This window comes from Pseudomonas sp. LB3P93 (assembly GCF_054898025.1).
Genome location: NZ_CM142713.1, coordinates 1,416,511 through 1,432,046 on the forward strand (window position 1 = coordinate 1,416,511; position 15,536 = coordinate 1,432,046).

General features: G+C 58.9%; 15 protein-coding genes. 2 read left to right on the plus strand and 13 right to left on the minus strand.

The features are described from left to right. Positions 1-108: 108 nt before the first annotated feature. The 3 genes from ACYZT8_RS06230 to ACYZT8_RS06240 all read right to left on the minus strand — a co-directional run bounded on the left by ACYZT8_RS06230 (position 109) and on the right by ACYZT8_RS06240 (position 3,255). Complete coding sequence (locus ACYZT8_RS06230; RefSeq protein WP_461979998.1) at positions 109-1,722, minus strand: NAD(P)/FAD-dependent oxidoreductase; 1,614 nt, start codon at positions 1,720-1,722, stop codon at positions 109-111. Between the two features lie 94 nt (positions 1,723-1,816). Then, the gene (locus ACYZT8_RS06235; protein WP_461979999.1) at positions 1,817-2,473 is read right to left on the minus strand and encodes a COG3650 family protein; all 657 of its coding nucleotides are present in this window, start codon (positions 2,471-2,473) and stop codon (positions 1,817-1,819) included. A 182-nt stretch (positions 2,474-2,655) separates the two neighbouring features. After that, positions 2,656-3,255, minus strand: coding sequence for a short chain dehydrogenase (locus tag ACYZT8_RS06240; protein ID WP_461980000.1), 600 nt, complete (start codon positions 3,253-3,255; stop codon positions 2,656-2,658). A gap of 105 nt (positions 3,256-3,360) precedes the next feature. Between ACYZT8_RS06240 and ACYZT8_RS06245 the strand changes: the two genes are divergently transcribed. After that, complete coding sequence (locus tag ACYZT8_RS06245; protein WP_461980001.1) at positions 3,361-4,269, plus strand: LysR family transcriptional regulator; 909 nt, start codon at positions 3,361-3,363, stop codon at positions 4,267-4,269. 157 nt (positions 4,270-4,426) lie between these two features. Here the strand turns inward: ACYZT8_RS06245 and ACYZT8_RS06250 are convergent, their stop codons facing one another. The 9 genes from ACYZT8_RS06250 to ACYZT8_RS06290 form a co-directional block, all read right to left on the minus strand. Beyond that, a complete protein-coding gene (locus ACYZT8_RS06250; protein WP_461980002.1) occupies positions 4,427-4,921 on the minus strand; it encodes a DoxX family protein in 495 nt (164 codons plus the stop codon). Further along, complete coding sequence (locus ACYZT8_RS06255) at positions 4,918-5,679, minus strand: HvfC/BufC N-terminal domain-containing protein (RefSeq protein WP_461980003.1); 762 nt, start codon at positions 5,677-5,679, stop codon at positions 4,918-4,920. The genes ACYZT8_RS06250 and ACYZT8_RS06255 overlap by 4 nt, the downstream gene beginning before the upstream one ends. Beyond that, entirely contained in the window at positions 5,676-6,530 is an 855-nt protein-coding gene (gene bufB, locus ACYZT8_RS06260) for an MNIO family bufferin maturase (protein ID WP_461980004.1), read from the minus strand. The genes ACYZT8_RS06255 and bufB overlap by 4 nt, the downstream gene beginning before the upstream one ends. 26 nt (positions 6,531-6,556) lie before the next feature. Then, positions 6,557-6,865, minus strand: a complete 309-nt coding sequence (locus ACYZT8_RS06265; RefSeq protein WP_461980005.1) for a BufA1 family periplasmic bufferin-type metallophore — start codon at positions 6,863-6,865, stop codon at positions 6,557-6,559. Positions 6,866-7,207: 342 nt separating this feature from the next. After that, the gene (locus ACYZT8_RS06270; protein ID WP_083374874.1) at positions 7,208-7,909 is read right to left on the minus strand and encodes an ABC transporter ATP-binding protein; all 702 of its coding nucleotides are present in this window, start codon (positions 7,907-7,909) and stop codon (positions 7,208-7,210) included. Further along, entirely contained in the window at positions 7,910-8,677 is a 768-nt protein-coding gene (gene livG / locus ACYZT8_RS06275) for a high-affinity branched-chain amino acid ABC transporter ATP-binding protein LivG (protein ID WP_461980006.1), read from the minus strand. Beyond that, positions 8,674-9,930 carry a high-affinity branched-chain amino acid ABC transporter permease LivM gene (locus tag ACYZT8_RS06280; RefSeq protein ID WP_461980007.1) on the minus strand — a complete coding sequence of 419 codons (1,257 nt, stop codon included), beginning with the start codon at positions 9,928-9,930 and terminating at the stop codon, positions 8,674-8,676. The genes livG and ACYZT8_RS06280 overlap by 4 nt, the downstream gene beginning before the upstream one ends. Next, the gene (gene livH, locus ACYZT8_RS06285; protein ID WP_461980008.1) at positions 9,927-10,850 is read right to left on the minus strand and encodes a high-affinity branched-chain amino acid ABC transporter permease LivH; all 924 of its coding nucleotides are present in this window, start codon (positions 10,848-10,850) and stop codon (positions 9,927-9,929) included. Before livH ends, ACYZT8_RS06280 begins: the two co-directional genes overlap by 4 nt. A gap of 232 nt (positions 10,851-11,082) precedes the next feature. Further along, complete coding sequence (locus ACYZT8_RS06290; protein ID WP_461980009.1) at positions 11,083-12,210, minus strand: branched-chain amino acid ABC transporter substrate-binding protein; 1,128 nt, start codon at positions 12,208-12,210, stop codon at positions 11,083-11,085. 351 nt (positions 12,211-12,561) lie between these two features. Between ACYZT8_RS06290 and ACYZT8_RS06295 the strand changes: the two genes are divergently transcribed. Next, complete coding sequence (locus tag ACYZT8_RS06295) at positions 12,562-12,867, plus strand: DUF2288 domain-containing protein (protein WP_461957533.1); 306 nt, start codon at positions 12,562-12,564, stop codon at positions 12,865-12,867. 310 nt (positions 12,868-13,177) lie between these two features. Here ACYZT8_RS06295 and ACYZT8_RS06300 read toward each other — a convergent pair whose 3' ends face one another. Further along, positions 13,178-15,379 (minus strand): hypothetical protein, encoded by a 2,202-nt coding sequence (locus ACYZT8_RS06300; protein ID WP_461980010.1) that lies wholly within the window; start codon positions 15,377-15,379, stop codon positions 13,178-13,180. Positions 15,380-15,536: the final 157 nt, after the last annotated feature.

Sequence of the window (15,536 nt, forward strand, 5' to 3'; positions counted from 1 at the left end):
ACTTGCCCGCGATGACGGATTCAAATTCAACAGAGATGTTGACTGATCCACCGCCATCGCGGGCAAGCCCGGCTCCCACAGGTTTTGTGTTGTGCCAAAGGAGTTGTATCAGGCCTCGAGGCCGAGGATATCGCGGGCGACGGCTTCGGCGATGCGAATGCCATCGACACCCGCCGACAGAATCCCGCCCGCATAACCCGCGCCTTCACCCGCCGGGAACAGGCCCTTGACGTTCAGGCTTTGCATCGACTCGTTACGGGTAATCCGCAGCGGCGACGAGGTGCGCGTTTCGATCCCGGTCAACACCGCGTCGTGCAGCGAGTAGCCGCGAATCTGCTTCTCGAATGCGGGCAGTGCTTCACGAATCGCTTCAATCGCGAACGCGGGCAGAGCCAGCGCCAGATCACCCAACGCAACGCCTGGTTTGTAGGACGGTTCAACGCTGCCCAACTCGGTGGACGGTTTGCCCGCAATGAAATCGCCAACCAGTTGCGCCGGCGCTTCGTAGTTGCTGCCGCCCAGCACAAAGGCGTGGGATTCCAGGCGCTCCTGCAACTCGATACCCGCCAGCGGGCCGCCCGGGTAATCGACTTCCGGGGTGATCCCGACGACGATTCCGGAGTTGGCGTTGCGCTCGTTACGCGAGTACTGGCTCATGCCGTTGGTGACCACGCGGCCCGGTTCGGACGTTGCCGCCACCACGGTGCCGCCCGGGCACATGCAGAAGCTGTAGACCGAACGGCCGTTCTTGGCGTGGTGCACCAGTTTGTAGTCGGCAGCCCCGAGCTTCGGGTGGCCGGCGTATTTGCCCAGGCGCGCACGGTCGATCAGCGACTGCGGGTGCTCAATGCGGAAGCCCACCGAGAACGGCTTGGCTTCCATGAACACGCCACGGCCGTGGAGCATGCGGAAGGTGTCCCGAGCGCTGTGACCAAGGGCCAGAATCACGTGTTTCGAATGAATCTGTTCGCCGCCGTTGAGCTCGACGCCGACCAGTTGGCCGTCCTCGATCAACACGTCGGTGACCCGCTGCTGGAAGCGCACTTCGCCGCCCAGCGCGCGAATCTGCTCACGCATGTTTTCCACAACGCCGGTCAGGCGGAACGTACCGATGTGCGGTTTGCTGACGTAGAGGATTTCTTCCGGCGCACCGGCCTTGACGAACTCGTGCAGGACTTTGCGACCGATGAATTTCGGGTCCTTGATCTGGCTGTAGAGCTTGCCGTCGGAGAACGTCCCCGCGCCGCCTTCGCCAAATTGCACGTTGGACTCAGGGTTAAGCACGCTTTTACGCCACAGGCCCCAAGTGTCTTTAGTGCGCTGGCGCACTTCGGTGCCACGTTCGAGGATGATCGGCTTGAAGCCCATTTGCGCCAGCAGCAGCCCGGCGAAAATCCCGCACGGACCGAAACCCACGACGACGGGACGTTGCTCGAGATCAGCCGGCGCCTGGCCGACAACCTTGTAGCTGACATCCGGCGCCACGTTGACGTTACGGTCATCGGCGAACGTGTGCAGCACCGCGGCCTCATCGCGAACGTTGAGGTCGATGGTGTAGATGAAGCACAGTTCAGAGGACTTTTTGCGCGCATCGTAGCTGCGCTTGAACAAGGTGAAATCGAGCAGGTCATCGCTGGCGATGCCCAGGCGCTGCACGATGGCAGGGCGCAGGTCTTCTTCGGGATGGTCGATCGGCAACTTGAGTTCGGTGATTCGTAACATGACAGGATCCGGTTCGCGGGGCGCACAACTGCGCCAAGGCGTTTGAAGGCGGCGATTATAAGCCCCAAACGCCGTTCCCGTGAGGCAAAAGCGATCAGTCGTTGCGCGAGCCGCCGAAATACCCGCAACCGCGTTGCACCTGACCATCGATGCGCAGCTCGGCGCTCATGTGCTGGACGCTGCCGGTGGTGCTGTCGACGCAGCGTTGCGGCGCGACCCACAGTTCGATGTGCTGGTTATTGGCTTCGGTGCTGAGATTGAAGCGGCCATCGCCCAGTTGTTCTTCAACGTACGGCACGGCCAGGGGGGGCTGACCGGCGCGGTCGATGACCATGCCTTTGCCGCTGACCTTGACGTTCCACTCGGGCGAGTGGCCGGCGGCGCGCAGGATCAGCAGTTTGAAATTGGGATCATCGCACGCGGTGCCCGAACGTTCGACGCGGTACAACTGCTCCAGGTCCAGGCGGCTATCGGCAACGATGTTCCCACGCACGTCGGCGAACAGCTTGCCCTGAGCATCGGCGAGGGACGCAGCCTCTTGCAGGACGCTAGTGCCGCCGGTGTCATTGACCACATAACTGCGCTGCTCATTGCACGGCTGGAACAGCAGCTTGCCGTCCGCCGCCGTCAACTGACCCTGCATGCGGGTCTGGCCCACGTGGGAGGCATTTTCACGCGGGCCATCCAGCAACTGGCAGGCGGCGAACAACGGAAGCAGGGCAACAAGGACTAAGGAACGGGCAACACGCATCTTTGGCACTCCAGACAAGTGCCGCCACGTTACGCAGCCTGACCGTTCATCACAACCCCGCGGAGGCAGGTTAACCCACCTGTAGGAGCCGGCTTGCTGGCGATGGCGGAGTAACATTCAAAAGAAATGTTGGCTGATACACCGCTATCGCCAGCAAGCCGGCTCCTACAGGTTGTGGTGTGTCAGCCGACGTGAAAGGTCTTCCCGGTCTGTAGGCCCTCGACGCTTTTGGCGTAGGCCAATGCCACATCCGCTGCCGGAACCGGCTTGTAACCACGGAAGTACGGCGCGTAACTGCCCATGGCTTCGACCAGCACGGTTGGGCTGATCGAGTTTACCCGCAGGCCGCGTGGCAGTTCGATGGCCGCCGCACGGACGAAGCTGTCCAGCGCACCGTTGACCAATGCAGCCGAGGCGCCGCTGCGAATCGGGTCGTGGCTGAGCACGCCAGTGGTGAAGGTGAACGAGGCGCCGTCATTGGCGAATTCACGTCCGATCAGCAGCAGATTGACCTGGCCCATCAGCTTGTCTTTCAGGCCCAGCGCAAAACTTTCTTCGGTCATTTCATCCAGCGGCGCAAAGGTGACGTTGCCGGCAGCGCAGACCAGGGCATCGAACTTGCCGGTTTGCTCGAACAGCTTGCGGATCGAGGCGCTGTCGCTGATATCAACGTTGAAGTCGCCGCTGTTACGGCCGATGCGGATGATTTCGTGACGCTGGGACAGCTCTTTGTCGACCGCTGAACCGATGGTGCCGCCTGCGCCTATCAAAAGAATTTTCATCGTGCTGTTCCTCGAAGTGGTTGAACGAGGTTGCAGTCTAGAGTGGTTTTTTCTGTTGATAAGCGCGCTAATAGGCAACCTTTGGTTTTCAAATGGAAACAATCCATGAGCGAGATGGATGATCTGGCGGCGTTCGCGGTGTTGATCGAAGCGGGCAGTTTCACCTTGGCGGCGCAGCAATTGGGCTGCAGCAAGGGGCAGCTGTCCAAGCGCATCAGCCTGCTGGAAACACGGTTCTCCGTGGTCCTGCTGCAACGCACCACCCGCCGTTTGAGTTTGACGGCGGCAGGCGCGGCGCTGTTGCCTCAAGCTCAGGCGCTGGTCGTACAAGTCGAGAAGGCGCGTCAGGCATTGGCGCGGTTGAAGGACGACATGGCCGGGCCGGTGCGCATGACGGTTCCGGTATCGCTGGGGGAAACGTTCTTCGATGGTTTGTTGCTGGAGTTTTCCCGCCAGTATCCCCAAGTGCAGATCGAGCTGGACCTCAACAACAGCTTTCACGATTTGTCCCGAGACGGTTTTGACTTGGCCATCCGATCCGAAGTGGCCAATGACCAACGACTGGTCGCGCGTCCGCTGTTGGCCTGGCACGAAATGACATGCGCCAGCCCGGCCTATCTCGAACAATACGGAGAGCCGCAGACGCCCCAGGCGTTGGCCGAGCATCGCTGTCTGCTCAACAGCCATTACAGTGGTCGCGAAGAATGGCTTTATCACCAGCAGCACGAATTGCTGCGGGTGCGGGTCTCGGGGCCGTTCGCCAGCAATCACTACAACCTGCTGAAAAAAGCCGCACTGGCCGGCGCCGGCATTGCGCGGTTGCCTTCTTACCTGCTGCAAGCGGAATTGGCTGACGGACGATTGCGATGGCTCCTGCGCGATTATCAGACGCGGAGCATGCCGATGTACCTGGTTCATCCGTATCAGGGCGGCCTGCCAAAACGCACTCAAGTGTTGGCGGACTACTTGATTGACTGGTTCAAACGCAGCGGCGAGGCGTTGGCCCGTCTTTAACTTTGCACGGACTTTGTAGCAGCTGCCGAGGGCTGCGTTCGGCTGCGCAGCAGACGTGAAATCAGTCGCTGCGGTTTGTCAGGTGAACCGTATTTCTGGGCTTTGCGACCGCTTCGCGTTCGAACGCAGCCTGCGGCAGCTGCTACATAGGGCTGCGTTAGCGGGTGAAATGTCGGGCAATCAGATGATCAATCGACAATTTCCCCGGCCCGGTCGCCATCAGGTACAGCAACACGGCCGCCCAAGTGCCATGGGTTGGATAAGCATCGGGGTACACAAACAGTTGAATGGTCAGGGTCATGCCTAGCAGGGCCAACGCCGAAAACCGCGTGGCGAAGCCGATCAGGATCAGCATCGGGAAGAAATGCTCGGCGAAGGCTGCCAGGTGCGCCGCCAGTTCCGGGGACAGCAACGGCACGTGGTACTCGCTCTGAAATAGCGGGATGGTTGAGTCCGCCAGGTGTGGCACGCCCAGCTGGAAGGAACCGTCGAACAGGTCGATGGCCAAGCCTTCGACCTTGGTTTGCCCGGACTTCCAGAACACCGCGGCGATGGAGAAGCGCGCAATAAAGGCGATCAGGCTGTGGGGAATCATCTCCAGTAACGCGATGGCGCGGGTAATGGGGTTCCGTGATTCAGTCCGGGTGTTCATGACGATACCTTGTTGTTGTGTAAATGAGTGATGGCGTTACGGCTGATCAGCAGCGCCAGGGTTTGGCTAAGGTCGAAGGCGGGCGCCGCTTCCAGCGCCTGCATCAGTGACTGGCCGTTTTGCAGGTTCTGAATGAATGCGCTGGCGCCGTGTTCGATGGCAAATACTTCAACGTCCAGACCGTTACGCAGCACCAGTGCGTGTTGCCCAAGGTCCAGATCAATCCCCGCCAGCGTCGCGTCCTGTTGATGCGCAGCCCAGATCGCGACCACGGCACAGGCTGAACTCAACAGGTTGAGGGAGGGATGAAGTTCGACGGTGAACTCGCTCAGGGCTTGCGGATCGGCGAGCGCTGCGGCGATCTGTTCATGACCCACGCCTTGCGCATCGGCCGCGTGATAGGCCATGACTCGCAGGCGCTCCAGTCGGGCGACATCGGCCAGATAAGGCACGCTGGCTGCGGGCGCAAAGCCTTCGATGAAGGCTGCGAAATCATCGCCGTAGCCATTCATCAACGGACTCCGTGGCGGGGTGCTATGCACATAGATCCCGCCCATGGCGCGGAAAAACTCCTCGCCGACCAATTGCAAAACCACGGGATAACTGTCCGCCAGTACGTTGATCAACGAGCTCTGCACGTTGTTGCGATACACCGCAAAACGGCTGGCTGGATCGGCGCCATTTGCGCTGAATAATCCGTCGGGGCAGGGCCGTTGCGGATTGAGCAGGGCGGCGGCGAAATCGGCTTGATTGCTCATGGCCGGCTCTCGGCGCACAGCAACAACTCATCGGCCTGACGCGCTTCGGCGTGCAGCACGCTGAAGGCCGGCAACTGATTGTCGCGTTCGATCAATGTCGCCATCGGACCGACGCGCTCCAGCACTTGCACGTACAACGCCCACACGGCGTTGTCGATGGGGGCACCGTGATCGTCGATCAGCAGACGGTCACCGAGGCTGTCAGTGTCTTCGGCAAATCCGGCCAGATGAATTTCACCGACCGCGTGAAGGGGCAGGGCGTCGATGTAGGCCAAGGGATCGCGTTGATGATTGATGCTCGACACATAGACGTTGTTCACGTCCAGCAATAACCCGCAACCGGTGCGGCGAATGACTTCGCTGATGAAGTCGGCTTCATCGATCGTCGAGCGCTTGAACGCCAGGTACGTCGCCGGGTTCTCCAGCAGCATTGGGCGTTTGAGCGTGGTTTGCACCTGATCGATGTGTTCGCAGACGCGGCTCAGCGTGGCGTTGTCGTAAGCCAGAGGCAGCAGGTCATTGAGGAACACCGGGCCATGGCTGGACCAAGCCAGGTGTTCGGAAAAGGAGTGAGGTTGATAGCGCTTGATCAGCTCGGCAAGGCGTTGCAGGTGTTGAAGGTCCAGCGGACCTTCGGCACCGATGGACAGGCCAACGCCATGCAGCGACAGCGGATACTGCTCGCGGATCAACCCCAGATAGTGATGAAAAGGGCCGCCGGCCACCATGTAGTTTTCGGCGTGGACTTCGAAGAAGCCGATGTCCGGTTGTGCACCGAGCACTTCACGAAAGTGCCCGGTCTTGAGCCCCAGCCCGGCGCGGGGCGGGAGCCCGAACGGTAGATTGTTCATGGTCGACACTCAGGCTGGGAGGCAGATCAGGCTTTGGCTTTGAAGGCTTCCATCTGACCGAAACCGGTCGGCGAGGTCTTGCTTTCGGTGGTGGCGCAGGTGCCTTTTGGAACGAATTTCCAGGCGTTGGTCTGGTGGTCGGTTTTCGCGGTGCCTGCGCACGTGGTGCCAGCACCGGCGGCGCAATCGTTATGACCTTTCATGGCCACGCCGAAACATTTTTCCATGTTGCTGTTGTCGGCGGCCTGGACGGTGGAGACAGCGGCCATGCTCAGCGCAGAACCGAGGGCCAGAACGAGGGCGGTGGCGGACAGGGTGCGGGTGGTAGCAGTCATGATGTTTCTCCGAAAGTGGTCTTGGTTTGGCAAGCGTTTGTGCTTGCTTACCCCACTAGAGAGAGGTCATCGCGATGCGTTACAGCTGACTGCAAACTTTTTTTGAAATGTGCAGAACACGGCAATCCCAAACAACACAAATCCCTTGTGGGAGTGAGCCTGCTCCGGGCGGCGTTCCGACGATAGCTGTTTCAGATTCAACAGTTTTGTTGACTGACACACCGCTATCGTCGGAACGCCGCCCGGAGCAGACTCACTCCCACAGGGGATTTTCATCGTTAGCGAGTTTGTGTCTGGCACAAAAAAACGGCCCGAAGGCCGTTTTCTGTTTACCGCAAAGACTCAACCACCCAGATACGCCTCGCGCACTTTCGGATCAGTCAGCAGTGCTTCGCCAGTGCCTGTCATCACCACCCGGCCGTTCTCCAGAACGTAGGCACGGTCGGCAATTTTAAGCGCCTGGTTAGCGTTCTGCTCTACCAGAAACACGGTCACGCCATCCTTGCGCAGCTGTTCGATGATGTCGAAGATCTGCTGGATGATGATCGGTGCCAGGCCCAACGATGGCTCGTCGAGCAGCAGCAGTTTGGGTTTGCTCATCAGCGCACGGCCGATGGCGAGCATTTGCTGTTCGCCGCCGGACATGGTGCCGCCGCGTTGGGCAAAGCGTTCTTTCAGGCGTGGGAAAAGTCCGAGGACCTTGTCCATCTGTTCCTGATAATCGCCCTTGTTGGTGAAGAATCCGCCCATGGACAGGTTCTCTTCCACGGTCAGGCGGGCAAACACCCGACGACCTTCCGGCACCACCGCAATGCTTTTACGCATGATCTGCGACGAGTCCTGGCCGACGAGCTCTTCACCCATGTAGCGGATGCTGCCGCTGTGGGCTTGCGGCGAGCCGCAGAGGGTCATCAGCAGGGTCGACTTGCCGGCACCGTTGGCGCCAATCAGGGTCACGATCTCGCCCTGGCGGACTTCGACGTTGACGCTGTGCAGCGCCTGGATCTTGCCGTAGAAGGTGGAAACGTTTTCGAATTGCAGCATTTACGCTTCCCCCAGGTAGGCTTTGATCACTTCAGGATTGTCGCGGATCTGTTCCGGCGTGCCGTCGGCCAGCGGGGTGCCCTGGTTGATCACGACGATGTGGTCGGAAATGCTCATGACCAGTTTCATGTCATGTTCAATCAGCAGCACGGTGACGTTGTGCTCTTCACGCAGCATGCTGATCAGCGCTTTCAGGTCCTCGGTTTCCTTCGGGTTCAGGCCGGCGGCCGGTTCGTCGAGCATGAGGATCCGCGGGCGGGTCATCATGCAGCGGGCGATTTCCAGACGACGTTGCTGACCGTAGGCCAACGTGCCGGCCGGACGGTTGGCGAACTGCGTGAGGTTGACCTTGTCCAGCCAGAACTCGGCAAATTCCATGGCCTCGCGTTCGCTTTTGCGGAACGACGGGGTCTTGAACAGGCCGGACAGGAAGTTGGTGTTCAGGTGACGGTGCTGCGCGATCAAAAGGTTCTCGACCGCAGTCATGTCCTTGAACAACCGCACGTTCTGGAAGGTGCGCACCACGCCTTTGAGGGCGATCTTGTGGCCCGGCAGGCCTTCGATCGGCTCGCCGTCCAGGAGGATTCTGCCGCCACTCGGCTTGTAGAAACCGGTCAGGCAGTTGAACACGGTGGTTTTGCCGGCGCCGTTAGGGCCGATCAACGCAACTACCTGTTTTTCTTTCACGGTCAGGGCCACGCCGTTGACCGCCAGCAAGCCGCCGAAGCGCATGCTCAGATTTTCGACTTTAAGGATCTCGCGGCTCATTTGCGCAGCTCCATGTGAGGACGTTGCATGGGCAGCAGGCCTTGAGGTCGCCAGATCATCATCAGCACCATCAAGGCGCCGAACATCAACATGCGGTATTCACTGAACTCACGCATCATTTCCGGCAACAGGATCATCACCACGGCCGCGAGGATCACGCCCAGCTGCGAGCCCATGCCACCCAATACGACGATGGCGAGAATGATCGCCGACTCGATGAAGGTGAACGACTCCGGTGTCACCAGGCCCTGACGGGCAGCGAAGAAGCTGCCGGCAAAACCGGCGAAGCTGGCGCCCAGGGTGAAGGCCGAGAGCTTGATGACCGTAGGGTTGAGACCCAGCGCACGGCAGGCGATTTCGTCTTCACGCAACGCTTCCCAGGCACGACCCAGCGGCATGCGCAGCAAGCGGTTGATGACGAACAGCGCGCCAAGGGCCAGCAACAGGGCAACCAGGTACAGGAAAATTACCTTGTTGATCGAGTTGTAAGCGATGCCGAAGTACTCGTGGAAGGTCTGCATGCCTTCGGCCGCTTTACGCTCGAAGGTCAGGCCGAAGAACGTTGGCTTCTCGATGTTGCTGATGCCGTTCGGGCCACCGGTGAGACCGGTCAGGTTACGCAGGAACAGACGGATGATTTCACCGAAGCCCAGGGTCACGATCGCCAGGTAGTCACCGCGCAGACGCAGGACCGGGAAGCCGAGCAGGAAGCCGAAGGTGGCCGCCATCAGGCCGGCGATCGGCAGGCAGATCCAGAAGCTCAAACCGTAGTAGTGCGACAGCAGCGCATAACTGTAGGCACCGACGGCATAGAAGCCGACGTAACCCAGGTCGAGCAGACCGGCCAGACCGACCACGATGTTCAGGCCCAGGCCGAGCATCACGTAGATCAACACCAAAGTGGCGATATCCACCGCACCGCGAGAGCCGAAGAACGGCCAGACCAGGGCGCCGGCGATCAACGCAATGATGATCCAGCGCTGAGTGGTCGGCAGGGTCAGGAAGTTACTGGCCTTGGCTGGGATCAGCGGCATGTTTGGCGACGAGCGCCAGGCCGAGCTGATCTGCTGATCGAACAGCACACGCAGGAACATCAGCACCGAGCACACGGCGATGGTGATCAGCGTTGCATCGCTGGTGCCATGGACTTCGAGGTTGATGCCGACGATGGTCAGTTTCAGACCCAGTACCGGGTAGGCAACGGCCCACACCAGCAAGGCGCTGAACAACGCCTGTTTAAGATTCCTAGTCATACTTTCTCAACCTCCGGACGGCCCAGCAGGCCGGTTGGCCGGAACAACAACACCAGAACCAGCAGACCGAACGCCACGACGTCCTTGTACTGGTCGCCGAAGATATCGGCACCGAACGCTTCCGCGACACCGAGCACCAGCCCGCCGAGCATGGCGCCAGGGATGCTGCCGATACCGCCCAGAACCGCGGCGGTGAAGGCCTTGAGGCCGACGAGGAAACCGGCGTTCGGGTTGATCACGCCGTATTGCATGCTCAACAGCACGGCCGCGATGGCCGCCAGGGCGGCACCGATGACGAAGGTCAGGGCGATGATGTTGTTGGTGTTGATACCCAGCAGGTTGGCCATCTTGATGTCTTCGGCGCAGGCGCGGCAGGCGCGACCCAGGCGAGAGCGTGAGATGAACAGCGTCAGGCCGAGCATGGCGAGCAACGTCACCACGAACACCACGATTTGCATGTAGGAAATCAGCACTTCATGTGCGCCACCTGGCCCGAATGCAAAGTTGCCCGGGATCAGGTTGGGGATGGATTTGTCCTTGGAGTCTTGCGCCAGCAGAACCGTGTTCTGCAGGAAGATCGACATGCCGATGGCGGAGATCAGCGGGATCAGACGGTTGCTGCCGCGCAGGGGGCGGTAGGCGATCCGTTCGATGCTGTAACCGTAGGCACTGGTCACGACGATGGTCGCGAGGAAAGCGGCAGTCATCAACAGCGGAACGCTGTCGAGTCCCAGCATGGCCAGCCCGGCGATGGCGATGAACGCCACGTAGGAGCCGATCATGTACACCTCGCCGTGGGCGAAGTTGATCATTCCAATGATGCCGTAAACCATCGTATAGCCGATGGCGATCAGGGCATACGTACTGCCAATGGTCAGACCATTAACCAGTTGTTGGAAGAAGTGATAGATGTCAGGCATTACAGCGCTCCTAAAAACCTGATACGCATTTCACTGGTGGAGTCATTTTCCCGCTCGAGCCCCGTGGATCTGCATCCACTTCGAACGCGAGGTTTGCCAGCGAACCGCTGATGACGGTTTTGAGATTTTCAGGTGGGGAGACTGGCGGATCACGCCAGCGCGGCCCAATACGTTCGTAAAACAAAGCCCACGGCACGCCGTGGGCTTTATTGGCAGTCAGTCAGGCAACGCCTTACTGAGGCTTGGCTTCAGTTTTTGGTTTGCCGAAGTGCCACTCGTAAACCACAAATTTGAAGTCTTTCAGGTCGCCCTTGTCGTCGAAGGCCAAGTCGCCGGTAGGCGTCTTGAAGGTGCCTGCGTGGATGGCAGCAGCCACTTTGGCAGTGTCTTCGGACTTGGCAGCCTTGATGCCGTCAGCAATCACGGTCACAGCCGAGTAGGCCGGGAACACGAACGGACCGCTCGGGTCTTCTTTCTTCGCTTTGAACGCATCAGCCAGGGCGATGTTGGCCGGATCCTGGTCGAAGGATTTCGGCAGGGTTACCAGCAGACCTTCGGAAGCGTCTTTGGCGATCTGCGAAATGGAGTCGTTACCCACGCCTTCCGGACCCATGAACTTGGCTTTCAGGCCTTTTTCCTGTGCTTGACGCAGGATCAGACCCAGCTCCGGGTGGTAGCCGCCGTAGTAGACGAAGTCGACGTTGGCTTGCTTGAGCTTGGAGATCATCGAAGAGAAGTCTTTGTCGCCGGCGTTGATGCCTTCGAAAACGGCAACCTTGACGTTTTTGCCTTCCAGGGTTTTCTTCACGGCGGTGGCAATGCCTTCACCGTATTGCTGTTTGTCGTGCAGAACAGCAACGATCTTCGGTTTTACGAAGTCGGCGATGTAGTTACCGGCGGCAGGGCCTTGGGCGCTGTCCAGACCGATGGTGCGGAACACCATTTTGTAACCACGGGCGGTGATGTCCGGGCTGGTGGCAGCCGGGGTGATCATGATCACGCCTTCGTCTTCGTAAATGTCCGAAGCCGGTTGAGTGGAGCTGGAGCACAGGTGACCGACCACGAACTTGACGCCGTCGTTGACGACTTTGTTCGCGACCGCTACCGCTTGTTTTGGATCACAGGCGTCATCGTATTCAACGGCGACCAGTTGCTTGCCGTCTACGCCGCCTTTGGCGTTGATCTGTTCAATGGCCATTTTGGCGCCACTGAACTGCATGTCGCCGTATTGGGCTACAGGACCGGTTTTAGGGCCGGCGATGCCGATCTTGATGGTGTCAGCTGCGAACGAATGGCTGGCAACCCCGGCCAGAACCATAGCGGCAAACAGTTTGGAAATCTGCTTAGTAGCCTTAGTCATAGTGCTCCACTCTTACTGTTGTAGTTTTTATAGTCCTGGCGCCGTAGCAGCAGAACCGGGTCAGATATCTTCGATATCCTCCGGAAAATGCCCCCGGCAACTGTACCGGTACAGTGTAGAGCGCCAATTGTTAGCCTGGGAAGCTGGCGCCAGGGGGCAAAACCAGAGGGTGTCGCTTTATTGAAAGAAAAAGACAGAATAGCGGCGGGATGTTAGCTGGCTAATTGCTTGATTCAGCAGCATTCCCTGGCTTTCCTGCTCTTTTTCTTTCGGTGACTCAATTGCATCCGGGTTTTGCTGCCAGACCACCGACGTTATCATTCGCGTCGATTTCTTTTCCGGACAGCGCCCATGAATAAAGAACCTAGCACCCTCTATGCCAAGCTGCTTGGTGAAACCGCATCTATTACGTGGAAAGAGTTGGAGCCCTTCTTCGCCAAGGGTGCCCTATTGTGGGTCGATCCCGGCCTGGATTTGATCGCCGCCGCCGAAGCGGTGGCCACGGATGAAGGCGAGAAAGTGGCTGCCTGGCTGGCTGCCGACACGGTCGCCAAGCTGTCTGAAACACGGGCGCTGGATCTTTTCGAGCGCGACCCCGAGCTGTGGGCAGTGGTGGTTTCGCCGTGGATTCTGATCCAGGAAAGGGCGACGAGCTGACTGCCTGCACTTTATTGGTGCGCGTGTCGGGCGACTAAAAGTGTGTAGGTGAGTAGCGTGATGGCACGTTGCCGTAGAGAAAGGCCACAGAAGGGTCTTGGCGAGGGTGACGTAAACGTAACGGGAACAGTTTATTGAGCAGCCTTTGGGCTGCTTAATTGTTTCTGGATGTTGGAATTTGTGTTGAATGTGAAGCCGTCATCGTTGGCAAGCCAGCTCCCACAGTGTCCGTGTCGAATACAGCATTTGTGATCGACACAAAATCTGTGGGAGCTGGCTTGCCAGCGATCCGCCGCGACGCGGTGTCAGGTCAGACGGTAAACGTCTTGCCAGTATGGTTATTCAGCGAAATAACCTTGGTCTTGCCAATCCGGTGACGGTAGATCTCACGCAGGTACTTGATCGCCTTCTTCACGCAATCACGCGACAAGCGAATGTCGTTGATCGAGACAAACTTGTCCTTGTCGTTGATCAGTTCGCGGTACTTCTTCTCGTACATCGGCTTGATCGCGTACCAGTTGGTGTCGAGGATCTTCGCCGGGTTCTCGAACTCATTGAGCAAGTCGTCGATCAGGTCTTCGTCGAAGTCTTCATTGATGATGAAGTCCAGGATCGAGTTATCCAGCGTGTCGTCGAAGCGGTACGGGTTTTTCGCGAAGCAGCGCTTGATGAACGCCACGATCAGCGTCAGGAAGTCGTCCGACAGGCACGGGCTCTTCGCGATCAGGGTGGTCAACGACAAGTTGGCCGACGCGCCGATCACCAGCGCATAACGCTTGAGCGTGGTGTTCGGGAACAGGCTGTTGAGGTGAGTCTTCAACCGGTTCAGGTCCATGTAGGACAGCTTGTAGTCTTTGGGCAACGAAACGATCGAGACCACCGACGAGCAGTTCTTGAAGAAGTGCAGGTCGTGCAACGCAGCCGCGTCATAACCGGAATTCTTGTACTGCTCCAGCGAGGCGCGATAACGCTTGGACTCGATCGGCAGCAGGCTGATGCCTTCGATCGCTTGGGTCACTTTGTTGAAGTGCGGCAGGTCGATGGAGCGGAAGAACAAGTCGTCGATGTTCAGACGCTGTGGCTCTTTCTCGAACACCTTGAACTTGTCGCTGCTAGGCGGCGGGGTTTCCGGCACCACGGATTCGGCGTAGGCAATCGCCACCGGGCCGGCCAGACTCATGAAAAGGTCGTTGGCGTCGAGGCGAATGGTTTCGCCGATGTCGATACCGGCACGACGGAAATAGTTCTGGTCGTAGTCGGTCGTGACCGCCTGCGCCGTCAGAATGTTGAAGATCTGCTGTGAGATGTATTGGTTGGCGTGCTTTTCCATCGCGTTGACGTCGATGTTCTGGATGTTGCCGTCATCGCTTTCTTCGGCATAACGCATGATGTCGTTGGAGATCAGCATCATGGCGTTCCATGGGCGAATACGGCCCATGACGCTGGCTTCGCTGCTGTCTTCGTTGGCGAAGTTGTAGGAGAAGTCCCACTCTTCCGACAGGTATTTGCACAGCAGGCGACCGGCGTTGATGTGCAGCGCCTCGGACATTTCACTGCGGTGATCGGAAATGTTCGGCAGCACACAGATGCCGCTGGTGAAGATCGGCTCGAAGACGAAGGAGTGACCGCTCTTGCCGTCGTGTTCATCCATCGGCTTGGTGTCGAACGTCTTGTTCATGTACGAGTGCTGCTGGGCCAGGCCGAACTCCGAAGCCATGCCCGAACCGGTACCGCCGCCGGCACTGAAGATCGAGAAATACAGGCGCGACTGGTTGGCCTTGATGCCGCAGCTGTCGATCAGGTACGAGTGAATCATCTTCCAGTCAGGGCTGGAGAAACGCTGGGTGTCCTTGTTCAGGATGATCTTGGCCAGGTACTGACCGAGGATCGGCGCGTTACCGGCGCCACCGGCGTGGACTTCCGACAAGTCCATGATCTTCATTTTGCTGTAGTCGCGCAGGAAGCCGCTCTTTTCGCCCTTGCGCGAGAAGCGGATGCGTCCGGCGATGTCTTTGTCCAGGTCGCCGAGCATCACCAGCGGCTCGACCAGGAACACCGGCTTGGTGGCCTTGTTCGGCCCCAGGCGCAGGTTGTTGCGGATCCATTGTGCCGGGCTGTAACCCTTTTCGGCGTAGCGTTTGTCCGGCGACAGACGGTCTTCGTTATTGAATTCGTTGAGGTAGAACTTGCGGGCGTTGTACACCAGCTCCGCGACGTCCAGCGCAATGTTGGAACCGCAACGTCCCAGACCGATCAGGCACACCGAGGGGAATTCCTGGTCGTTGTGCTGTTCGTTGTCGCCTTCCAGATGCGGTGGGCGCGGGAACACCATGTCGCGCAGGCCATCGAGGTTATCGAGGATGCGGTCGGTGTTGGTTTCGGTGAAATACAGGTATTGCTGACTGGCCAGCGGACGCGACGGGATCAATGGCTTCGACGATGAGGGGCTGTTTGCCGCGGGACTCAGTGTCAGATCGGAAACCGTAGTGGCCGGATTATTTTTAGAAGTCATTGGGCGCCATGTACCTGGGCTGGTTAGCTCGCCGACACGGTGTCGTCGAACCTTCACGGAATAGGAACTCGCGGCTTTTTTAGCGCGTATTTTGCCCAAGCGTCAGGGTCAAAGCCTGAGCATCACTCGGGGGAATCCTTTCCTTAGTCATGATGAA

Bases quoted from the DNA above. Each gene is read 5' to 3' on its own strand.
- ACYZT8_RS06230 (WP_461979998.1), bottom strand. From the start codon at position 1,722: ATGTTACGAATCACCGAACTCAAGTTGCCGATCGACCATCCCGAAGAA.
- ACYZT8_RS06235 (WP_461979999.1), bottom strand. From the start codon at position 2,473: ATGCGTGTTGCCCGTTCCTTAGTCCTTGTTGCCCTGCTTCCGTTGTTC.
- ACYZT8_RS06240 (WP_461980000.1), bottom strand. From the start codon at position 3,255: ATGAAAATTCTTTTGATAGGCGCAGGCGGCACCATCGGTTCAGCGGTC.
- ACYZT8_RS06245 (WP_461980001.1), top strand. From the start codon at position 3,361: ATGAGCGAGATGGATGATCTGGCGGCGTTCGCGGTGTTGATCGAAGCG.
- ACYZT8_RS06250 (WP_461980002.1), bottom strand. From the start codon at position 4,921: ATGAACACCCGGACTGAATCACGGAACCCCATTACCCGCGCCATCGCG.
- ACYZT8_RS06255 (WP_461980003.1), bottom strand. From the start codon at position 5,679: ATGAGCAATCAAGCCGATTTCGCCGCCGCCCTGCTCAATCCGCAACGG.
- bufB (WP_461980004.1), bottom strand. From the start codon at position 6,530: ATGAACAATCTACCGTTCGGGCTCCCGCCCCGCGCCGGGCTGGGGCTC.
- ACYZT8_RS06265 (WP_461980005.1), bottom strand. From the start codon at position 6,865: ATGACTGCTACCACCCGCACCCTGTCCGCCACCGCCCTCGTTCTGGCC.
- ACYZT8_RS06270 (WP_083374874.1), bottom strand. From the start codon at position 7,909: ATGCTGCAATTCGAAAACGTTTCCACCTTCTACGGCAAGATCCAGGCG.
- livG (WP_461980006.1), bottom strand. From the start codon at position 8,677: ATGAGCCGCGAGATCCTTAAAGTCGAAAATCTGAGCATGCGCTTCGGC.
- ACYZT8_RS06280 (WP_461980007.1), bottom strand. From the start codon at position 9,930: ATGACTAGGAATCTTAAACAGGCGTTGTTCAGCGCCTTGCTGGTGTGG.
- livH (WP_461980008.1), bottom strand. From the start codon at position 10,850: ATGCCTGACATCTATCACTTCTTCCAACAACTGGTTAATGGTCTGACC.
- ACYZT8_RS06290 (WP_461980009.1), bottom strand. From the start codon at position 12,210: ATGACTAAGGCTACTAAGCAGATTTCCAAACTGTTTGCCGCTATGGTT.
- ACYZT8_RS06295 (WP_461957533.1), top strand. From the start codon at position 12,562: ATGAATAAAGAACCTAGCACCCTCTATGCCAAGCTGCTTGGTGAAACC.
- ACYZT8_RS06300 (WP_461980010.1), bottom strand. From the start codon at position 15,379: ATGACTTCTAAAAATAATCCGGCCACTACGGTTTCCGATCTGACACTG.